General features: G+C 38.4%; 20 protein-coding genes. 8 read left to right on the forward strand and 12 right to left on the reverse strand.

Annotation, left to right across the window (positions count from 1 at the left end):
* Nucleotides 1-40: 40 nt before the first annotated feature.
* From porL to ABD000_RS02980, 12 genes are all read right to left on the reverse strand, one after another.
* Entirely contained in the window at nucleotides 41-682 is a 642-nt protein-coding gene (gene porL, locus ABD000_RS02925) for a type IX secretion system motor protein PorL/GldL (protein WP_343763593.1), read from the reverse strand.
* Nucleotides 683-730: 48 nt separating this feature from the next.
* Nucleotides 731-2,101 (reverse strand): T9SS ring complex lipoprotein PorK/GldK, encoded by a 1,371-nt coding sequence (gene porK / locus ABD000_RS02930; protein WP_343763595.1) that lies wholly within the window; start codon nucleotides 2,099-2,101, stop codon nucleotides 731-733.
* 112 nt (nucleotides 2,102-2,213) lie between these two features.
* Nucleotides 2,214-3,380, reverse strand: coding sequence for a formimidoylglutamase (locus ABD000_RS02935; protein ID WP_343763597.1), 1,167 nt, complete (start codon nucleotides 3,378-3,380; stop codon nucleotides 2,214-2,216).
* A 3-nt stretch (nucleotides 3,381-3,383) separates the two neighbouring features.
* The gene (gene topA, locus ABD000_RS02940) at nucleotides 3,384-5,888 is read right to left on the reverse strand and encodes a type I DNA topoisomerase (RefSeq protein WP_343763599.1); all 2,505 of its coding nucleotides are present in this window, start codon (nucleotides 5,886-5,888) and stop codon (nucleotides 3,384-3,386) included.
* A 169-nt stretch (nucleotides 5,889-6,057) separates the two neighbouring features.
* Entirely contained in the window at nucleotides 6,058-6,846 is a 789-nt protein-coding gene (gene murI, locus ABD000_RS02945; protein WP_343763601.1) for a glutamate racemase, read from the reverse strand.
* Between the two features lie 77 nt (nucleotides 6,847-6,923).
* Nucleotides 6,924-7,433, reverse strand: a complete 510-nt coding sequence (locus ABD000_RS02950; RefSeq protein WP_343763603.1) for an OmpH/Skp family outer membrane protein — start codon at nucleotides 7,431-7,433, stop codon at nucleotides 6,924-6,926.
* Nucleotides 7,434-7,477: 44 nt separating this feature from the next.
* Entirely contained in the window at nucleotides 7,478-8,296 is an 819-nt protein-coding gene (locus ABD000_RS02955; RefSeq protein WP_343763605.1) for an OmpH/Skp family outer membrane protein, read from the reverse strand.
* A gap of 94 nt (nucleotides 8,297-8,390) precedes the next feature.
* On the reverse strand, nucleotides 8,391-11,000 hold the full coding sequence (locus tag ABD000_RS02960) for a BamA/OMP85 family outer membrane protein (protein WP_425545344.1): 2,610 nt from the start codon (nucleotides 10,998-11,000) through the stop codon (nucleotides 8,391-8,393).
* The gene (gene uppS, locus ABD000_RS02965) at nucleotides 10,969-11,712 is read right to left on the reverse strand and encodes an undecaprenyl pyrophosphate synthase (RefSeq protein WP_343763609.1); all 744 of its coding nucleotides are present in this window, start codon (nucleotides 11,710-11,712) and stop codon (nucleotides 10,969-10,971) included. The genes ABD000_RS02960 and uppS overlap by 32 nt, the downstream gene beginning before the upstream one ends.
* Complete coding sequence (gene porG / locus ABD000_RS02970) at nucleotides 11,712-12,401, reverse strand: type IX secretion system protein PorG (RefSeq protein ID WP_343763611.1); 690 nt, start codon at nucleotides 12,399-12,401, stop codon at nucleotides 11,712-11,714. The genes uppS and porG overlap by 1 nt, the downstream gene beginning before the upstream one ends.
* A gap of 92 nt (nucleotides 12,402-12,493) precedes the next feature.
* The gene (locus ABD000_RS02975; RefSeq protein ID WP_343763613.1) at nucleotides 12,494-13,381 is read right to left on the reverse strand and encodes an NAD kinase; all 888 of its coding nucleotides are present in this window, start codon (nucleotides 13,379-13,381) and stop codon (nucleotides 12,494-12,496) included.
* A 1-nt stretch (nucleotide 13,382) separates the two neighbouring features.
* The gene (locus ABD000_RS02980; RefSeq protein ID WP_343763616.1) at nucleotides 13,383-14,039 is read right to left on the reverse strand and encodes a CBS domain-containing protein; all 657 of its coding nucleotides are present in this window, start codon (nucleotides 14,037-14,039) and stop codon (nucleotides 13,383-13,385) included.
* A gap of 89 nt (nucleotides 14,040-14,128) precedes the next feature.
* Here ABD000_RS02980 and ABD000_RS02985 point away from each other — a divergent pair, with 89 nt between their 5' ends.
* From ABD000_RS02985 to clpX, 8 genes are all read left to right on the forward strand, one after another.
* On the forward strand, nucleotides 14,129-14,845 hold the full coding sequence (locus ABD000_RS02985) for a pyridoxine 5'-phosphate synthase (protein ID WP_343763620.1): 717 nt from the start codon (nucleotides 14,129-14,131) through the stop codon (nucleotides 14,843-14,845).
* Nucleotides 14,842-15,606, forward strand: coding sequence for an alpha/beta fold hydrolase (locus ABD000_RS02990; RefSeq protein ID WP_343763623.1), 765 nt, complete (start codon nucleotides 14,842-14,844; stop codon nucleotides 15,604-15,606). The genes ABD000_RS02985 and ABD000_RS02990 overlap by 4 nt, the downstream gene beginning before the upstream one ends.
* A 115-nt stretch (nucleotides 15,607-15,721) precedes the next feature.
* Nucleotides 15,722-16,969: an OmpP1/FadL family transporter gene (locus ABD000_RS02995; RefSeq protein WP_343763625.1), complete on the forward strand. Its 1,248-nt coding sequence runs from the start codon at nucleotides 15,722-15,724 to the stop codon at nucleotides 16,967-16,969.
* Between the two features lie 9 nt (nucleotides 16,970-16,978).
* Nucleotides 16,979-18,508, forward strand: a complete 1,530-nt coding sequence (locus tag ABD000_RS03000) for a G-D-S-L family lipolytic protein (protein ID WP_343763627.1) — start codon at nucleotides 16,979-16,981, stop codon at nucleotides 18,506-18,508.
* 70 nt (nucleotides 18,509-18,578) lie between these two features.
* Nucleotides 18,579-18,920 (forward strand): phage holin family protein, encoded by a 342-nt coding sequence (locus tag ABD000_RS03005; protein WP_343763629.1) that lies wholly within the window; start codon nucleotides 18,579-18,581, stop codon nucleotides 18,918-18,920.
* Between the two features lie 92 nt (nucleotides 18,921-19,012).
* Nucleotides 19,013-20,335 (forward strand): trigger factor, encoded by a 1,323-nt coding sequence (gene tig, locus ABD000_RS03010; RefSeq protein WP_343763631.1) that lies wholly within the window; start codon nucleotides 19,013-19,015, stop codon nucleotides 20,333-20,335.
* A gap of 91 nt (nucleotides 20,336-20,426) precedes the next feature.
* The gene (gene clpP / locus ABD000_RS03015; protein WP_343763633.1) at nucleotides 20,427-21,107 is read left to right on the forward strand and encodes an ATP-dependent Clp endopeptidase proteolytic subunit ClpP; all 681 of its coding nucleotides are present in this window, start codon (nucleotides 20,427-20,429) and stop codon (nucleotides 21,105-21,107) included.
* A gap of 69 nt (nucleotides 21,108-21,176) precedes the next feature.
* The gene (clpX, locus tag ABD000_RS03020; RefSeq protein WP_343763636.1) at nucleotides 21,177-22,409 is read left to right on the forward strand and encodes an ATP-dependent Clp protease ATP-binding subunit ClpX; all 1,233 of its coding nucleotides are present in this window, start codon (nucleotides 21,177-21,179) and stop codon (nucleotides 22,407-22,409) included.
* The last annotated feature ends 122 nt before the right edge of the window (nucleotides 22,410-22,531 follow it).

The raw sequence follows: 22,531 nt of genomic DNA on the forward strand, positions 1-22,531 counted from the left end.
GTTATGTTGGGATTATATTAGTAGATATGATTAAATGAAATTAAGCTTGATTATTCGCTCCCATTGCACTTAACATATTCCCATAAACTCCGTTTAATGAAGATAGGTTAGAAGATAAAGACTCCATTTGAACTTTAAGTTGTTCAGCATTTTCTGCCACTTCGTGATTTACTTCTGCCTGACGCGCTGCGGTTTCTACCTGCGCCTTATATAAATTATTCAACGTCTCCATTTGTGAAGCAGCCAACGTAAGCTCTTCACTATATTTCTTTTGTGAAGCAATGCTATCTACGGTTGGACCCATATTTCTAGCAGCACCTTCAAAGTTTCTAATGCTATCGCTAAGACTAGTCATCAAAGAAGCGTCAATTTGAGCTTCTTTAAGCATTTCGTCTAGTTTTGCAGAAAGAACTCCATGAGCATCCTCATCTTCTACCACGACTACATCATTTGATGCACCCCCGGCAAGCTCTGGATATACTAAAGACCAATCAAGATCCTCATCTACTGGCTCAAAAGCTGATACAGTAAATACTAATGCCTCTGTTACAAGACCTGCGATAAGCATCGCATTACCGAAAGGCCAGTGCATAATTTTAAATAGTGCACCTAAGATCACAACTGCAGCTCCTAAGCCGTAGGTCATGTTCATGAATTTCTTGAAACCTTTTCCTTTTGCCATAATATAAAATTTAGTTTAGTTAAGTTACGTAAATATAGGGGTAAAAAATTAATTTGGAGTTGCGCTAAGATCACCTTGTCTTCCAAGATAATCCTGAACTGTTCTAAATCCGATGTAGCTCCTGGCTGAATCAGCATACTCATAGTCTCTAGTGCTTACCTGTAGGAAATAAGCAATATCTTTCCAAGAACCGCCTCTAACCACTTTTTTCATATTGGTATCATCAGTAACATTTGGATTGATTGAAGAAGAATATTCATAGGATGCCGGATCATAGGAAGAGTGAACCCACTCTGCTACATTTCCAGACATATTGTAAAGATCGTAATCATTTGGTTCGTAGGACTTAGCTTCAACAGTATACAACGACTCATCTGCGGCATAATCACCGCGTAGGGGCTTAAAGTTAGCTCTAAAACAGCCTCTATCGTCTTTTGTATAAGGTCCTCCCCATGGGAACGTGGCGGCCTCTAATCCACCTCTAGCAGCATACTCCCATTCCGCTTCAGTTGGCAGTCGGTATTTATTTACGTTATGCTTACCTTTTTCTTTTCGGTACGTATTGTGATTTAGCGTTCTCCACTCACAAAATGCTCTGGCTTGCTTCCAGGTTACCCCAACAACAGGATAATCATCGTACGCTGCATGCCAGAAGTAATCATTGTGCATTGGCTCATTGTAGGAGTAATTAAAATCTCTGATCCACACCGTTGTGTCAGGATACACTTTAACCTCTTCACGCACGATGTAATCACTACGTTTAGCTCCTTTGTTCTTCGCAGCTTTACCTATATCCATCCAGGTATACTGAAACTTAAATTTATCTACATCCCATGTACGCTGGCCGTTATAAGATTCTTCAACAGATAAATACATAGAATCCATTACCTCTGTATAAAACTCATCAGGATATTCTGAGGTCTCCCATATGAGGTCTCTTTCCTTGTTTATCTTACGACTGGCATAAGGATCATCACCCATCCCGCTGTAATTATCCAGCATGTATTGCTCATAAGGAGTAATATTTTCATCATCCTCCTGATCCTGAAAGGCATATTCGCCGATACCACCGTCACCAGGTGTAGCTCCCTGATCATCAGCCATAATAGCCAATCTTAAACGAATGGTTGAATCACGCACCCAATTTACAAATTGTCGGTACTCTGAATTGGTGATTTCAGTCTCATCCATATAGAATGAGTTTACCGTTACCGTTTTAGTAGGAGCATTTTGAAGACCTGCAATATCCTCATCGGCTTTACCCATAATGAAAGAACCACCGGGGACAATTGTCATACCGTAAGGTTTTTCAGGATACCATTTTTTTCCTGGCGCGCCAACGAGTTGACCGCGCTTATCAGAACTTCCACAACTCATTAAGAGTGTAGCTACAGCAATTAGGGACAAAAATTTTTTCATAGTAGATTGTTGAAAAATATCTTTTCAAGTTGGCAAACCTATTTATTTATTTCCAATTAAGCAATTTTTTATTAGAAAAACCAGCTTTACCGCTTAATGATCACAAAATTTGTTAAACTTCATTTTTTCTTCTCGCCTTATACCACCGCTCAGGAATTTGCTGATTACAAGCATCAAGATAATCTTGCTGAGTGCATGGTAATAACGTGTGACGTTTCAATTTATTACTCACATTTGGTATAAATGGTATCTCTACCCACCATCGGCCAGACTTTTCACTTTTATAAAAAATCAACACATCCTCATCTATAGGAACCTGATATTTCGTGAATTTTTCTTTTGCATTGAGGTTTGTTTCATTTTTGCGATAATTCACCCCTTCTATAAAATACCACATCATTTGCGCAATGAGCATGGCTGCTGTAGCCGAAGCATAATTACGCTGTAATTCATATATTCCAAATGAAGTTACTTTGTCGCTTATACCCGCATATCTAGATAATGCACATATCTCTTTACCGTCAAATCCATTTGGTGAAGTATGTGTTTTACTTCCCAGTGCGCTTGCTGCAATCGACGATACATCAACAGTGACCATATTGGCATCTCTCATTACTGGTTCAACAGAACTAATGTGATTTGAAACCTCTCCTAGTCTGTACGCATCAAAATATAACTTTTCTATCAGATTAATCTCCTCTTGTGCATTGAAGTAAGTTTGATATCCTACGTTAGAGTAATTAAATAAATTATAAGGTTTATCAACAACAATTTTCCCGACGTATGATTTGTTAGAGAGCTCATCATCTGCATCACCCAAATCAAATCCCGCGTCAACATTAACAATATTAATCATTTTATGATGATCATCGTAAGATCTATATTGAGCGTATGCAACATCCTGACTCCCACCTAATAGTAAAACCACAATGCCACGTTCAAATAAAACCTCAATAATTTGCTTGAGGGCAAAATAGGTGTCTTCTACTGTATTTCCTGCCTGGAGATTACCTAAATCTACCATTTTTTTATCCCAGTTGCCAGGGTACAAACTGTAAAATTGTTCTCTTATGGCATCTAATTCAAAACTGCCTCCTAAGTAATTATCATCTCTTCGATGTTCAAGAACACCTATCACCGCCAGATCTACATTTTCTATCGAAGGTAAACCTGATTGCAGACTATGCAAATCAATTTGATTTCCTATAGACTTAGAAGAAAATAATAGCTTTTTAGCTAGAACAGATTCTGATATTGGAGTTAAAATATCCAGTGCCATGGATTACTTTTTCTTGGCTGTTTTTTTCTTGGTTACCTTTTTCTTTGTACTCTTTTTCTTTTTGGCGGTTTCTTTTTCTATAAGCGCATTAACCTTATCTAGGGTCATTTTTTTAGCATCAACCGTTTTTGGTAATTCGATTTTGATTCGTCCTTTTTTAATAACACTTCTTCCCCATCTCGCTTTCTCAACTGTTATTCCCTCTTCTTTCCAATGATGGATAATTTTATCAATTTCTTTTTGTTTTTTCTCTTCTATTAACTGGACAATATCTTGGTCGCTTAAATTATCAAAGTCATATTTTTTGTTGACATTGATGAACATATTGTTCCATTTGAGGTAAGGACCAAATCTTCCTTTTCCTTTTTGCACCGGTAAATTCTCATACTCGTAGATTGGAGCATCGGCTTTTTCTTTTTCCTCAATCAATTCTAACGCTCTATCTATATCTACCGACAGTGGTGCTTCTCCCTTATCCAGAGATACAAATTTCTCACCGTAACGCACATAAGGACCAAATCGACCGATATTGACAGCTACTTCTTCTCCTTTATATTCTCCCAACACCTTAGGGAGCTGAAATAAATCCAACGCCTCCTCAAAAGTGATGGTGCTTAAATTTTGATCTGGTGCGAGACTGGCAAATTGAGGTTTCTCCTCATCTTCTACCGTTCCAACCTGAACCATAGGACCAAATTTTCCCAAACGAACACTAACGGTTTTTCCAGAGTCGGGATGTGTCCCTAAGATACGTTCTCCTGTTTCTCGTTCTGCATTTTCGGCCACATCTGTGACAATGGGGTGAAATTCATCGTAGAATTCACTCATGACTTCGGTCCATTTCTCGCCTCCTTCAGCAATTTCATCAAAGTCCTGTTCTACTTTTGCAGTGAAATTGTAATCTAAAATTTTCCCAAAATGGTTTACCAAGAAGTCATTTACTACCATACCAATATCAGTAGGTACTAACTTACCTTTGTCGCTTCCTACCATTTCAGAAAGCTCTGTCTCCTTAACGGTATCATTTTTTAATGTGAGTTGAGCGTATTTTCGCTCAACTCCATCAACTGTTCCCTTTTCGACGTAATTACGATTTATGATTGTAGAAATCGTAGGCGCATAGGTTGATGGTCGACCTATGCCTAATTCTTCCAGACGTTTAACCAGAGAGGCTTCGGTAAAACGAGATGGAGGTCGCGTAAAGCGTTCTGTTGCTTTGATGCCTTGATTTAATAAGCTTTCACCTATTTTCATGGTTGGCAACAGTCCATCCTGTTCCTGATCCTCATCATCAGTCCCTTCAAGATATACTTTTAAAAAACCTTCAAAAGTGATCATTTCTCCATTTGCCGTGAATACCTTATCATGTGTATCTGCTTCAATTTTTACGTTAGTTCGCTCTAAGCGGGCCTCACTCATTTGAGAAGCAATGGCTCTTTTCCAAATTAGTTCGTAGAGGCGTTGCTGATCTCGCTCTGCATTCACCGTGTGTTTCGAAAAATCTGTTGGTCGAATAGCCTCATGCGCTTCTTGAGCTCCCTTCGCTTTGCTTTTATAATTACGCGCTTTATGAAAGTCACTACCGTAAGCAGATTTTATTTCCTTTTCAGCACCTTCTTTGGCCTGTTCTGAAAGATTTACACTATCAGTACGCATGTAGGTGATTAAACCTGCTTCATATAAACGTTGCGCCATATTCATGGTTTTTCCTACCGAAAAATATAGCTTTCGGGCCGCTTCCTGCTGTAATGTGGAGGTCGTAAATGGAGGAGCAGGGGATTTTTTAGCAGGTTTTTTAGTGAGATCGGCTACTTTATAAGAAGCCCCTTTGTTCTGCTGAAGAAATTCTTCAGCTTCTTTTTTATTCTGAAGGTTTGAAGGTAATTTAGCCTTAAACCCCTTACCTTCTACTGTTTTAAAAACAGCATCTACTCTAAACGAAGCTGTGGGTTCAAATGCTCTTACCTCCCGTTCGCGCTCTACAATGAGTCGAACCGAAACAGACTGCACTCTACCTGCTGATAAACCACCCTTTACTTTACGCCAAAGTACGGGTGAAAGCTCATATCCTACTAATCGATCTAGCACTCGTCTCGCCTGTTGGGCATTAACGAGGTCATAATTGATCTCTCTGGGATTTTCGATTGCCTTAAGAATGGCATTTTTTGTAATCTCGTGAAATACGATGCGCTTTGTATTTTTTTTATCCAGATCTAAGGTCTCTGCCAGGTGCCAGGCGATAGCTTCTCCTTCTCGATCCTCATCACTTGCCAACCAAACAGTGTCAGCTTTTTTAGCAAGCTGCTTTAATTTTTTTACAACATCTTTTTTATCACTACTAACTACATATTTAGGTTTGAAACCGGCATCAACATCGACTCCAAGCTCCTTTTTAGGCAAATCTGCAATATGTCCAAAACTGGACTCTACCTTATACTCCTTTCCTAAAAATTTTTCTATGGTTTTGGCTTTTGCCGGTGACTCTACGATTACTAAATTCTTCGCCATTTTTCTACAATTGATCGGGACAAAAGTAGAATAAAAAATAAGTACCTTCCTAATATTAACAGTTTATGAACAAGATTATTCACTTGTTTTCAACAATTAGACTATTCTTGAACTATCTGTTAATTGACTTATTTTCAATTAATTATAAATAAGATATGATGTGATAAAATTAAAAGGATATTTTTTCACAAACAAAGTTATTTTCTTTTGCTTGGATAAGATCACAGAGTACTTTTGGGTTTGCGTTTGAATAAAATTCAGACGAAGATTGGGGTAAAGTTGCGCGTATTTTTTTTTGCTCCAATACTGCTTTAGTCTGATTTGCAACTGCTGCTCCGGAGTCAATAATTTTGACCGAAGCCGGTAGGATTTTTAATAACTGCGGAATTAAATAGGGATAATGGCTACACCCTAATACCAAATAATCAATATTTGCCTTTAGCATAGGCTGAAGCAATGTTAAAAGAAGTGCATGTACCTCATCGCTATCTTTCTTGCCTTCTTCAATGAGTTGAACCAATCCTTTCCCAATAACTTCTACCACCATTATATCTTTTGTGTAAATCGATGAGGTCTCCTGAAAAAGATCGCTGGCCAGCGTACCCTTTGTGGCCAGAACACCAATGACCTTACTTTTAGAACCTAGGGCCGCGGGTTTGATTGCAGGTTCTATCCCAATAAAAGGGACATTGTACCTCTTCCGGAGGGTAGAAATTGCATTTGTGGTCGCGGTATTACACGGCACAACGATAATCTTACAGCCTTTCTCAAGCAAGAACTCTGTGTTTTTAATGCTCAGATCGATGATGGCTTGACGGGATTTTTCCCCGTAAGGGGCATTTTTACTATCTGCCAAATAAATAATCTGCTCATAGGGAAGTAAGTGATGCACCTCTTTAAAGATGGATGTTCCTCCAACTCCAGAATCGAACATCCCGATGGGTGCATTTGCTTGCATATTTACAAAAATAATCAAAAGACATAAAAAAAGCGGTACTTATCAAGCACCGCCTTTATACTATAAAGGTACATTCTCTAGAATCCTAATTCTTTTTTGACATCTGCCATAAGATCATACCCATCTGCAAGGATAACACCTGTACCTGTGGTTGAATCAAGTACGTAGTCATATCCTTTAGCTCTTGCTACTTTTTGAACAGCTACGCGTGCCTTTTCATAGACCGGCTTGAGTAACTCAACTTCTTTTTTCTTTAAGTCCTGCTGAATTGCCATACCTCTCTCTTGAATACGACGCTGAGTTTCTTGCATTTCCTGCATACGCTTAGCATTTTCTTCGTCAGTTTTAGTAGCAGCTTCTGCCTCATAGCGTTGCATGGTACCTTGTGCTTCTTTTAACATCCCATTATAATCTTCTTGGTAGGTCTTTTGAAGCTTTTCAAGATCGCTCATTGCCTGCTTATAGCCGGGCATAGCTTCGATAAGTTCCTGTGAAGCAATATGCGCTACTTTAGATTGTGCATTTGTTGTAAATGCCGCTCCTATCATGAATATTGCAACGGCTAAAAGGGTTTTAAAATTTCTCATTGTAAAATTAAATTAATCTTGGGTTTTGTTATTATAAAATTGTATTAGTTGCCCCCATCGGGTTCTTCATTTTTCTTTTTTCTCGCTTCAAGAATTGAATCTCTTCGCTTTTGACGTGCAGCCAAGATGGAATCCCTTCTTGCCTCAAAAGCAGCTTGTTTTGCCTGGCGTGTCGAATCTCTTTTTCTTGTGCGCTCTGCAATTAATGCTTGACGATCTTTTTCTTTTTGTTGACGCTCTTGTTCTTTGTTTTCATCTGCTTCGGCTTCTGCAACAGACTTGTAATCATCTTCATCTTCGCTTTCATCATCTTTTTTAGCCGTAGCCTGATTTTGTTTTGATGTACGCTGTATTTTCTTTAAAATCTGATCGCTTATATCATGACGGTCATTAGAATATAACATTGACACATCTGACCGGTCAAAGATAAAATCAAATTTTTTATTTAGCCCTAGATCCTGTACCGCAGCAAATACCTGATCCTGTACAGGTTGAACCAACTGCCTTTTTTGGATCATTAAATCTCCCGTGGGTCCAAATCGATCTTGCTGATATTTGAACATTGCGTCCTCTAAAATATCAATTTCTTCCTGTCGCTCTTCAATGAGCGTTGGTGTAAGCAAAGGCTTTTCGTTTTTGAGGTCAGTTTTCATATCCTCAATTTCTGCCATTTTCTTATCAATGTCATTTTTCCACCGCTGTACTTTTTGGTCAAGCTGAATATTGGCTTCCTGATACTCTGGTACATTTTGCAGGATGTACTCCATATCAATGTATCCAATTTTCATCCCACGTTGCGCTTTGCTCACGTGAATATTACAAAGAACTATCACTAAAATTAAAAAACTACCTATTCGTTTCATGATGTCTATTTTACAACATTAGATTAAATCCCAAACGCTTTTACCGGGCAGTTTATTCTCTTTAATACAAGCATTAGAAAATATCATGCCAAACCTAGAATTGTTGTCCAATGATAAAATGCGTTTCCCATCCATTTGGACCAACCTGACCTGGAGCCGGATCAAAACCGTATCCAAAATCAATACCGATTAAACCAAAGGCCTGCATAAAGATACGCAATCCTGCACCAGCTGATCGATTGACCCCAAAGGGATTAAAGTCCCTAAAATTATCAAAGGTTGCTCCACCCTCTGCAAATGCCTGTGCCCAGATTGATGCGGCAGGTTTTAACGTAATAGGATAGCGCAGCTCTAACGAAAATTTGTTATAAATCGTTGCTCCATCTGTTCCTGCGCTGGCATCACCTACGCGTGATTCTGGAAATAAAGAATTGTCCTCATAACCCCTCAATTGAATATTCTCGCGTCCATCCAGCGTTCTTGCCCCTAATGCAGCACCTCCTAAGAAAAAACGCTCAAAAGGAATTTCTCCCCTATCATTGTTATATGCTCCAAGAAATCCAAATTCTGTGTTAGTTCTCAGCACTAAATCCCCCACTAAGGTATTATACCAATCGGCATTAAATTTTATCTTGTAATATTCTAACCATCTAAAACGCTCCTGATCGATCTCTGCCAAACGATCTGTATCAATAACATCTTCATCTAGCAAAGCCTCACGCTCTGCCGCCAAAGCTCCATAATCTGTATCATCAAAAGATGACCAGGGTGGAGTAAATTTTGCCGTTATATTAAATTCTGATCCACGTGTAGGAAAAATGGGATTAACACCTTTGTTACTTCTTCTTAAACCAATTGTGAACGTTAGGTTATTCGAATATCCATTTGGGAATTGAAATAATCGCGTACTAAAATTCTCCAGGTTATACTGTTGGAAACCTATAGCGCCACTGACTGAGAAGAAATCATCTGGAATCTGAAGCTGTTTTCCTAAACCTACATTGATCCCCGTAATTGTAAATTTACTATCGCGATCAATATCTCTGGTTAAATTATTAAACTGAAACTGCACCGTATGCGAGAACGATGTCGAAAAACTAATGGGTTTTTTACCTCCCAACCAAGGCTCAACAAATGAAAGGCTGTAGGTTTGGAAGAAGTTACTTGCCTGAGCTCTAAGCGACATTGTTTGCCCATCTCCCATAGGTAAAGGTTTATAGGCATCTTTATCAAAAATCCCTTTGAGTGAAAAGTTACTAAAGGCCAATCCTAATGTTCCTACAAATCCACCTGCTCCAAATCCTCCTTGTAGTTCAATTCTACTGGATCCCTGTTCTGAAACTACGTACTCTAAGTCTACCGTCCCGTTATTTTGATCTACATTTTTGAGATCTGGTGCCAGTAACTCAGGATCAAAAAATCCGGTTTGCCCTAGTTCACGTACAGATCGTATAATTAAATCTTTACTGTATTTTTGACCCGGTTTGGTTCTTAAGTTTCGGTAGATTACATGATCATTGGTACGGTCATTACCTAGTACCTCCACATGATCAAAATAGAATTCTTTTCCTTCAACAATTCTAATTTCAAAATCTATGGTGTCATTATAGATTTTAGTTTCGACAGGGTTTACTCGCGCGGTTAAATACCCATTATTATTATATAAGTTGGTGATGTCAAGGCCATCTGGTTTCGTTGGATCTGCAATTCTCTTTTGTAATAATGTCCCGTTATAGATATCCCCCTTTTTAATGGAGAGGATGCTTTTTAACTGTTGATCTGAATAGACACTATTCCCAATAAAATCAATATCTCCAAAATAGTAGCGATCTCCTTCTTCTAAATCGATTTTTAAGGCGATACTGTTCTCATCTTTTATGACCAATGAGTCTGATACGATTCTCGCATCGCGATAACCAACCTCCTTATATTTTGTAATGATTGCCTCTTTATCCTCTTCATACTCACTTTCAATGTACTTTGAGCGTTTCCAAAAACGTGGAAGGAATTTTTCTTTTGTATTCTTCATTTGGCGCTTTACACGCGCATCAGAGAATTTTTCATTTCCGGTTATCTCGATGTCATCGATTTTTACACGATCTCCTTTATCGATATTTACCACCATATTTACTCTGTTCTTAGATATGGTGTCTTTTACAGGGATCGTATTGATAATGACTTTCGTATTGAAATATCCTTTTTCTCTGTTGGTAGATAGAATGTTGCTTCGGGTAGTAGCGATGAGATTTTCGGTTACTTTAGCGCCTTTTAAGAGTTTATTATTTTCAATAACTTCCTCTCCTTTCTTCTTTTTAATGCCTTGAACTCGAACTTCAGCCAGCTCTGGAACCTCAACGATCTCAATCTCAATATTAGCTGTGTTTCCTTCAACACTATTGATATATATATTAATATCACTAAAAAGGCCTAAATCCCACAGTTTATTGATGACTTTACTTAATTCAACCCCGGGAAAATAGATTTCCTGACCTTGTTTTAGTCCGGTAAACGCAATGACTGTTTTTTCATTGTAGTTGTTGCTTCCTGTGACCGATATTTCTCCTATCGTATATTTTTTACCATCAGCAATTGAAAGGTCTTTTTCTTGTGCGAAAGATACCGTGTTTATTAACACACACGCTATCAAAATAACTAGTCTACTTTGGATTAAATTAGTTACCAAGCTGTTCACTCGTTTTTCCAAATCTTCGTTCTCTTTTTTGATAATTTTTTATTGCTTCTACTAAGTGATCTCTTGTAAAATCAGGCCATAAAACCTCAGTAAAATATAATTCAGCGTAAGCAATCTGCCATAGTAAAAAATTACTAATGCGTTGCTCACCGCTGGTTCGTATTAAAAGATCTACATCGGGTAGATCTTTGGTATACAAATGACGAGTAATAATATCCTCTGTGACATTATTCACCTCCAATTCATTTTTTTTTACTTTTTCGCAAATACGCTGTACCGCTTTTGTCATTTCTTCTCTTGAACCATAACTTAGCGCAAGGGTTAGTGTCATATTATGATTAGATTTGGTTTTTTGAATAACCTCATCTAATTCCTTCTTAGCTTTTTTTGGAAGACTTTCAATACTACCGATAGCATGCAATTTTATCTTGTTCTCTTGCAGGGTAGGTAATTCCTTCTTTAAGCTTGAGATGAGTAAATTCATTAGCTTTTCAACTTCAAACTTAGGTCGGTTCCAGTTTTCTGTAGAGAAAGCATATAAGGTCAAAAAGTCAATACCTATTTCTGCACAGCCTTCTACCACTTCACGCACAGACTTTGTTCCTTTTTCGTGACCGGCTACTCTAAAAAGCCCTTGTTTTTTAGCCCAACGACCGTTACCGTCCATGATCACAGCAATATGCTTAGGAAGTAAATGTTGGTCTATATCACGCTTTTCTTTCATTAAAACACACAATTACATGGCTTACGTCCAAAGGTATACGTTAACGTAATCCCAGTAAACATGAACCAATCCTTTGTATTTGGATTCCCAAAGGATAATGGAATATCATTCATTGTAGTAGCCGATGTATCACTCCCGTCTAATCCATCTGTAAACGTATAACGCGCGCCTATTTCTGCCCCTAATACAACGTGATTAAAAATTCGTCCTTTCACCCCAAATACCATTGGGATGGCGAAATTTCGATCTGTACTTCCCTCAACCAGTACTTCATTTTCTACTTGATATGTACTTGCCATAAAATAGGATACACCTGAGTATAAATACGGTGTAAATTGAGTGCCGGATTTATGTAAATCGAACTCCCAAAAATTAAACTCTAATCCAAGAGAGGCTTCGGTTAACATATTATCAATGGCATAACCACGCTCATTTCTTCTATTATCATCTGCATTTGCGTCATCTGCTGTTAAGTTTGTTCTTATCAATGAAAATCTAAAGGAATGTCGCGGACTCCTATTCCACTTGAACAGCAACCCGCCAGCTAAGGAATTAGGGTTAATATAAGTCGTTGAACCAACATCACCTATCAGGTTTGATCCTCCAACAAAAGCCCCAATTTCGTAGGTCTGTGCATAAGACCCCAACCAGCTCAATAAAACTAATACGATTACCTTTGCGTACTGCATAGATTTTCAAAGTTTGCAAATATAACAATTAAGTTTTCACATAAGAGCATTAAGCTCTTTTTGTCAAAAAAGTAAACAAAATGTATGTTTATTTATTGTTGAAGATTACGCTTATCTTCTCCCCAAAGCAGTTTTTTGCGTATGGTCTTAATGAAACTATCATTATTTAACTGGGCGAGATTAATTTTAAAAGGAGCTTTTTTGAGTGTTATGGTCCTTTCACTTTTAAGCGTTGCTGTACGCGAATCCATCGATAACAAATAACTATCTTCTCTTCCCGAAATTTTCAATTTAATCTCTGTAGTATCATTGATTACTAATGGTCGCGCATTTAGATTATGTGGTGCAATGGGTGTAATTACAAAATTTTGAACATCTGGAGCCATAACCGGTCCACCACAACTAAGGGAATATCCGGTTGAGCCGGTAGGTGTTGCTACGATTAATCCATCTGCCCAATAAGCGTTCAAATATTCTCCATTAAGCCAAACTTCAATGGTGATCATGGCTGTGGTGTTCTTGCGACTTACAGCAATCTCGTTAAGGGCAAAATTAATATCCATTGGAATTTCATCTGAAGTGTCAAATGACAGCAATGATCGTCTAGAAAGAGTATATTCTCTATTTAATATGCACGCAATGGTCGCATCTATCTCATCCTTTTGAACAGTAGCGAGAAAACCTAACCTGCCTGCATTTATTCCCACAATGGGAATATCCAGATCTCTTATATAGGTTACAGATCGCAATATCGTCCCATCGCCACCAATGCTAAAAAATAAGTCAAAACTATTGTCCAATTGAGTAAATGTAGACAACCCTGTGAACTCCTGGCTTATCTTTTCATTTTCCTTGATCAGATGTAAGAATTGCTCTTCGACAACCGCTTCAATTCTATTCTCCTTAAGCGCCCTTAAGAGATCCTGAATATATGCTCCAGAATTCTTATCATAAAACTGACCATAAATAGCTACTTTCATCCTATATATTGAGGTATTTTTGAAGATACCTAGACCTGTCCTTTAAGTTTTCGTAAAAGGTGTCTTCTTGATGACTAGACTCCACGTTATAATTATATCGTCTAAACGATTGTAAAATTTCATTGATCCCTCCCGCTCCTAGCTTGAGAGTCACTTGTACAACATCATTTTCAATTTTACTAATAAACATTCCAAAGATTTTGGCGCCATTGGATTCTACAATTTGGCTGATCTCACTAAAGGAAAAATCGGCGTATCCTTTCTCTACAACAATGATGGCTCCGCCCTCGCTTAAAAAAGGAGTTTCATTAAACATACTGATCACATCTCCTAGCTCTACGTAACCCACATAAACATTATGTCCATCTAACACCGGCATTACATTGGTATTATTCTTAGCAAATGCTTCTAACACATCCAACCAATTGTCTGTATTTCTTACATAAAAACGCTCTATATTATAACGATATTCCGCAAGAGTTTTATCGCTGTCAAAACAGCGCACATCATTTTCAGCGATTGAACCAATAAAGACATCATTATCCTCTACAGGAATATGTGAATAGGTTAACTCATCAAAATATCCTTTGAGATCAGCAATTTTTCCGCCGATAGGCTGTAAACCTATATCATTTATTACAAAACGCTCTACGGTCATAGGGAGACTATTTTGCTGCAAATTAATCAAATTTGAGCACACGCGTTCATAGATTACATCGTATTTTTACGTCAAAAATCAACCTGGTCATGACTAAACTCAGTGTCAACATTAATAAAATAGCCACATTGCGAAATGCGAGAGGCGGGAATTATCCTAATGTAGTCCAGGCAGCAAAAGACATTCAGGATTTTGGAGCCCATGGAATAACCATACATCCCAGACCAGATGAGCGCCACATTAGATATCAGGATGCGTATGATTTAAAAAACGTTGTGTTCACTGAATATAACATTGAAGGTAATCCTATTAAAAAATTTATTGACTTGGTATTAGACATACGTCCTACACAGGTGACCTTAGTACCAGATTCCGTTGATGCTATTACGTCAAATGCGGGATGGGATACCGTGAGACATTTGGATTTCCTAAAAGAGGTTATTCAACAATTTAAGCTGAAAAATATTCGCGTCTCTATATTTGTAGATCCGGTTGAAGAAATGATCAAGGGAGCAGCTCAAACCGGCGCAGATCGCATCGAATTATATACCGAAGATTTTGCACATCAGTACAGCTTAGGAAATGAACAAGCGATCAATGCCTACGCAACTTGCGCGCGACTGGCTCATGAGTTAAATCTGGGAGTAAATGCAGGACATGATTTATCATTAAAAAATATTGAATTCTTTAAACAGAATGTTCCTCACCTTGCTGAAGTGTCTATAGGGCATGCACTGATTACCGAAGCTATTTATCAAGGCTTACCCACAGTGATTGAGCAATACTTAAGCAAATTGAATTCATGATTTTACATGCAAAAGTTATTGGCGCCGGTCAACCACTTCTCATCCTACACGGCTTTTTAGGCATGGGCGATAACTGGAAAACACTCGCCAATATGTTCGCCAAAGAGGGTTTTCAAGTTCATTTACTGGATTCGCGTAATCATGGACGCAGTTTTAGAAACAATGTTTTTAATTACGAGGTGATGGCAACAGATGTGATCTCCTACTGCGAGCATCATGAAATAAATGATGTTATCTTAATGGGACATTCTATGGGAGGTAAAACCGCAATGAACGTGGCAGCAGCGGTTCCAGATTTAATACAAAAGCTTATCATCGTAGATATAGCTCCCAGAGCATATCCACAACATCATCAACAAATTTTAAAAGGCTTATCATCATTAGATTTTACTACGCTTAAAACCAGAGGTGATGCAGATAAGGCACTTTCAACAGACGTACCTGATCTGGGGATACGTCAATTTTTATTAAAGAATTTATATTGGGAAGAAAGAGAAAAATTGGGTTTACGTTTAAACCTGAATGCCATATTACCTAACATAGATGAAATTGGAAAACCTCTTGATCAACACATTGTTTTCAATAAGCCTACCTTATTTATCAAGGGAGAAAAGTCTGACTACATAACTACTACAGACAAACTAAGCATCGCACGACAATTCCCGCAGAGTCAACTTATATCTATCTCAAAAGCTGGTCACTGGGTGCATGCCGAAAATAGAGCTGATTTTTATGGCGCAGTATTAGAATTTATTACCTAAATCCACATTTTATTATGTATGCATACTATTTTTAAGCTGAACATTGCAAACATCATATTTTGTGCTATTTTCGCGTTAATATAACGTTAACACACTTTTAATTAAATAAACAATGATGAAAAAGGTTTTACTCAGCACTATCATCCTTTTGGCCACCGCTACGGTTTTTGCCGGGGGATATCGTGTAAGTACACAAGGTCAACGTGCCTTAGCGATGGGTCACACGGGTGTTGCCGTGGTGAATAATGCAGAACTGGCATTTTTCAATCCGGCAGGATTGGTCTATCTAGAAAATAAGCTAAATGTTGCCGTTGGAGCCAACGCTGTATTTAGCGATGTGGTTTGGCAAAATGAAGCATTTGGCCAATCTGCACAAACAGATAGCCCTGTTGGAACTCCACTCTATTTATATGCTTCTTATCAAGTTACTGATTGGTTAACAGCCGGTGTTGCAGTATATACTCCTTATGGTAGTTCTGTAGAATGGGAAGATGACTGGGCAGGATCGCATTTGGTAAACAACATTGAGTTAGCTGCTATATTTATCCAGCCTTTAGTATCATTAAAGCTATCTGATTACTTTAGTATTGGTGGTGGACCCATTTATGTTACTGGTAGTGTAAACTTTAACCGAAATTTAAACAGAACACTTACCGATTTAGATGGTAATCGTTCTAACGTAACCATCGATGCTAGTGGTGTAAATGCTTGGGGATGGTCTGGTAGTTTTATGTTTAATCCTTTTGATGGATTTAGATTGGGAGTTAATTACCGCAGTGAAATTATTCTAGATGCAGAGGATGGCGACGCTGATTTTGAGAATATTCCAAATTCACCAGCTACTCCATTTGCAGACACTACTTTTGACGCTTCTTTACCCTTACCTGCAGAATTTACCGTTGGAGCATCCTATGAGTATGACAAGTGGTTATTCTCGTTTGACTATAACAGAGCTTTTTGGGATGTATATAATTCTTTGGACATTGATTTTGCAGATGAATCCATTCCAGATTCAGAAAATGTAAGAAACTATAAAAATTCCAATACCTTTAGATTTGGATTGCAATATCAAGCCTTAGACAAATTGACGCTTAGAGCGGGATATTACTTCGACGAATCTCCCGTGCAAGCAGGCTTTTTTGCTCCTGAAACACCACGTAACGATTCTAATGGATATACAGGTGGACTCACCTTTAATGTAACAGACCATATCGCCATTGACGCAGCTTTTTTATATTTAAGATTTGAAGAGATTGATGCGTCATACGATTTCTATGTTGAAAATGGTCAGCAAGTCCCTTTTGAAGGAACCTATAAATCAAGTGCATTCATCCCGGGCTTAGGGGTATCCTTTAATTTCTAAAAAAATATTATGAAAAAATATATCTCTTATATTGCATTTGTCACACTAGGATTTGTGGCGTGTGAACCAGAATTTGAAAATTCGATAGAAGATGGTGATGTTTACACCAGTGGTGAAGCAGATCTGTCTAATTTTGTAGCAGTAGGAAATTCACTTACCGCAGGATATGCCGATGGAGCATTGTACATCACAGGGCAAGAAAACTCGTATCCTAATATTCTTTCTGGCCAATTTGCGTTAGCTGGTGGTGGAGAATTTACTCAACCTTTAATGGAAGACAATCTTGGCGGATTACTTTTACAAGGGCAGCAGATTGCTGAAAATCGTTTTGTTCTGGCGTTTGAGGACGCTACTACACCCCTAGGACCGGTGCGTTTAGAAGGACAACCCTCTACAGAGGTAGGCACAACTCTTTCAGGATCATTTAATAATGTTGGTGTGCCAGGGGCAAAAAGTTTTCATTTAGTAGCCCCGGGATACGGTAATGTAGCAGGAGTTCCAACCGGAACAGCTAATCCGTATTACGCACGTTTTGCTTCATCGCCAGATGCCACTGTATTAGGCGATGCCGCCGCTCAAGATCCTTCATTCTTTACCTTATGGATAGGAAATAATGATATTCTTGGTTACGCAACCTCTGGAGGAGACGGTGAGGATCAAACCGGAAATCCTGATGCAACTACGTATGGTACGAACGATATCACTGATCCAACCCTATTTGCAGGCGTATATAGTCAAATGGTAAATACGCTAACTGCCAATGGAGCCGGCGGAGTTTTAGTTAATTTACCAGATGTAACGTCTATTCCATTTTTTACTACGGTACCTGTAAATGCAATTCCGTTAGACGGTGCTACGGCCGATTTCTTAAATCAAAATTTTGGCCTGTATAATACGCAAATACTTCCAGGCTTGGTGCAATTTGGGATTATCTCTGCTGAAGAAGCCGAGGATCGACAAGTATTCTTCAATGAGGGACAAAATTTTGTGACTATTCAAGATGAGTCTTTAACAGATATCTCTGCAATATTACAGGGACCTCCATTTAATTTAGACCCTGTTACCGCTGCTACCCTTGGTCAAGTGAGACAGGCAACATCTGCCGATCTTATTCCCCTTTCAGCTGCCGGTATATTAGGTACCTTAGTTAATAATGACCCTACGTTAGTTAATGGAGTTTCAGTACCACTATCTGATGAAAATGTTCTTACAGAAGATGAACAAGAAGAAATCGCTGTAGCACAAGCTTCTTACAATGCGACTATCCAAGGACTGGCTGAGGCAAATGGTCTTGGATTTGTAGATGCAAGAGCAATTTTACAGCAAGTAGCTAATGGCGGAGTAACCTCTAATGGCACAACTATCACGTCCCAATTCGTTGCTGGTGGTGGATTCTCCTTAGATGGTGTTCACCCAACACCAAGAGGATATGCACTGATCGCAAATCTTATCATAGATGAAATTAATGCCACCTATAATTCAAACCTACCCGGAGTAGATATAGGAAACTATCCAACAGTTCAGGTAACAAATAACTAAGGATTTCAACTAGATTAAGATTTTCTTAAAACGCCTCCCACATGGGAGGCTTTTTTTATTTTTGAAATCTATGAATACGATCCTTAAGCTTTTACTCACCGCAGTAGCCGTGGTTATTTTGGCAAAACTTCTTCCGGGAGTTACGGTAGATGGTTATTTAAGTGCAATAATTGTTGCCGTGGTGTTGGCATTGCTTCGGTTGATCGTAAAACCTATTTTAGTCATTCTCACTTTGCCGATCACGATCGTTACACTAGGTCTCTTTTTACTGATCATCAATGCGATCATCATATTTATAGCAGACTCCTTTGTTGATGGCTTCGCCGTAAGTGGTTGGTTTATTGCGATCATTTTCAGCTTACTACTCTCCCTATTTCAATCGATTCTCTATTCTTTTTTGGATAAGAAATAAGATTATGAGCCACGTATTTAGAGCCTCATAAAAAGTTGGCAGGCAGTGAAATAAAGCTTACTTTTGCACCCTAATTTTTAGCAGCTGAATTCATGAACATTACCAGAGAAAACATTGACGATCTCAACGCCATAGTAAATGTCAATATTGAAAAGAAAGACTACAGCAATAAAGTAGACAAAATCTTAAGCGATTACCGCAAAACAGCTAATATTCCGGGTTTTAGAAAAGGTCATGTTCCTATGGGAATGGTGAAGAGACAGTATGGAAAAGCCGTTTTAGTAGATGAGGTAAATAAGTTACTTCAAGATGCACTGACCAACTATTTGGTTGAAGAAAAATTAGATGTTCTTGGGAATCCGCTGCCCGTAGAGCAGGATAATTTTGATTGGGATACCGAAAATTATGAGTTTCAGTTTGAATTAGGACTGGCTCCACAGTTTGACGTTGACCTAAAAACAAAAAAAGCCATCACGCATTACCAGATCGAGGCTGATGAAGAAACGATCAACAAGCAGATTCAAAACATCCAAAAGCAATACGGTAAACTTATCGCTAAAGACACCGTAGAAAAAGGTGATATGATCTCTGCCACCTTCACTAATGAAGAACACAACATCAATGAGACGGCTTCTTTTGAGACCTCTCGTTTAAAGGAGAAAAAAGGATTAAAGTCATTTTTAGGCGCTAAAGTGGGTGACACCTTAGAACTTAAAGCTCAGGACATTTTTGAAGACACCCATGACTTGACTACCTTTTTGAAAGTTGAACATGATGCAGCGCACAATCTTAAGGACAAACTTCATATCGAAATTAAAGAAGTTAATGCTCAGGAACCGGCTGATTTAGACCAAGAACTTTTTGATAAGCTTTTTGGCAAGGATGTAGTGAAATCTGTTACTGAACTTAAAACAAAACTAAAAGAAGACGCTGAACAACAGTTTCAACAACAAAGCGATCAGCAACTGCTCAATGATGTAACTGAAGCTATCATTGAAAAAAACTCGTTTGATTTACCGGCAGAATTCCTTCAAAAATGGTTACGTGTAACCGGAGAAAAAGAATTGACCGAAGAAGAAGCTAAAGAAGAATTTGAAAAAAGTGAAAAGGCCATTCGTTATCAATTGATTGAAGCTAAATTGATCAATGAAAATAATCTTCAGGTAACCTTTGATGAAGTAAAGGACTTTGCAAAAGATCGTGTCAAAGCGCAGATGGCTCAATTTGGTCAGATGGACCCAAGTGACGAAGATATTGAAAATATCGCGGCACGGGTTCTCTCTAATCAAGAAGAAACTAAACGTATTTCTGAACAATTGACCAGCCAAAAGCTGTTGGATTTTTATAAAGAAAATGCGAAACTTAAAGCAAAAAAGCTCAACTACGAAGATTTTGTTAAGGAAGTTTACAAGTAAGCCTATCTTTGATTAAATACGTATATTTAGGCGTTCAACCTTGTGTTGACGCCTTTTTACATTATACAATAACGTACAGTAAAAGTACTCTATGGACTACGGAAAAGAATTTGAAAAGTATGCCACCAAACATCATGGCATTAACAGTAATTATTATCAGGATATCATCTCTAGCATGACTCCGGTAGGGCTAACGCCTAATATTATTGAAGAACGTCAAATGAATATTGCAATTTTTGATGTTTTCTCTCGACTAATGATGGATCGTATCATTTTTTTAGGAACGGCAATTAACGATCAGGTAGCAAATATCGTGCAAGCGCAGTTGTTATTTTTAGAAAGTACAGACGCTTCTAAAGACATACAGATTTATATCAACTCTCCTGGCGGAAGTGTTTATGCAGGATTAGGTATTTATGACACGATGCAGTTTATCAAGCCAGATGTCGCTACCATTTGCACAGGAATGGCGGCTTCAATGGGAGCTGTATTACTATGCGCCGGTCAAAAAGGAAAACGATCCGGACTGCCACATAGTAGAGTAATGATTCATCAGCCTTTAGGCGGTGCACAAGGTCAAGCCAGTGATATTGAAATCACGGCAAGAGAAATTTTAACGCTTAAAGAAGAGTTATATCAAATTATAGCTAAACACTCTGGGCAAACCTACGACAAGGTGTATGAAGATAGTGATCGTGACTATTGGATGAAAGCTGACAAGGCCTTGGAATATGGTATGATTGATGAAGTACTTAAAAGAGACAGCAACTAAAGATTAAATTATATTTTGATGAGTTAGTGTGTTTATTGCGCTGACGCGGAAAAATAAATGTAAGGAAACATGGCGAAAGAAGAGTTAGAATGTAGTTTTTGCGGAAGGAAAAAAGCCGAAACAAATCTGTTGATCGCAGGATTAGACGCACACATTTGTGATCGTTGTATTGAACAGGCGCACGGCATCGTGATTGAAGAGTCCAAACAGGATTCGACCAAAGAACTTAGTGCAGAGTTTATGCTGCGTAAGCCTAAAGCCATCAAAACCTTTTTAGATGAGTATATTATTGGGCAGGATTACACTAAAAAAGTGATGTCTGTGGCCGTATATAATCACTATAAGCGACTACTGCAACCTCATTCAAACGATGATATTGAAATCCAGAAAAGCAATATCATCATGGTGGGTCAAACCGGGACTGGTAAGACCTTAATGGCCAAAACTATTGCTAGAATGCTCAACGTGCCGTTAGCCATTGTTGATGCTACCGTGTTAACTGAAGCTGGTTATGTGGGCGAAGATGTTGAAAGTATACTTACGCGTCTTTTGCAAGCTGCCGATTATAATGTCGAAAAAGCTGAACACGGGATCGTATTCATTGATGAAATTGATAAAATTGCGCGTAAGAGTGATAATCCCTCCATCACCAGAGATGTATCTGGAGAAGGTGTGCAACAAGCGTTATTAAAATTATTGGAAGGGACCACGGTGAATGTTCCACCTAAAGGAGGTAGAAAGCATCCTGACCAAAAGTTTATTGAAGTCAATACAGAGCATATTCTATTTATCGCCGGTGGAGCTTTTGATGGAATTGAACGTCATATCTCCAAGCGGTTAAATATGCAGGCGGTTGGATTTAGTGCCTCACTTAGTGATAACAAGGTAGAGCGCGATAATCTGCTTAAATATATTATCCCAAAGGATTTAAAAGATTTTGGCTTAATCCCAGAAATTATTGGTCGACTTCCTGTGCTATCGCACATGAACCCGTTGGATCGCAATACCCTTAGAGCTATTTTAACCGAACCTAAGAATGCCATCATCAAACAATACAATAAGTTGTTTGAAATGGATGAAATTAAGTTTACCATTAGTGATGGAGCATTGGATTATATTGTAGACAAAGCTATTGAATACAAATTGGGCGCAAGAGGACTTCGCTCTCTTTGTGAGGCGATTTTAACTGATGCGATGTTTGAGCTGCCAGACAGTGACGAGAAAGAACTTAAAGTCACTAAAGACTACGCAGAAAAACACCTCAATAAATCCACGATTAAGAAGTTGAAGGCGGTTTCTTAGGTAAGACCGCAGCGCCTTTAGAGGTTAGATCGCCCAGACTTTCAATGGTTTGGGACTTGTTTTTAGTTACTTAATTTTTCATTTGATATACGAAGACCGCAAAGGTTTCTAAAACCTTTGCG

This window comes from Gangjinia marincola, from assembly GCF_039523415.1.
Taxonomy (GTDB): Bacteria; Bacteroidota; Bacteroidia; order Flavobacteriales; family Flavobacteriaceae; genus Gangjinia; species Gangjinia marincola.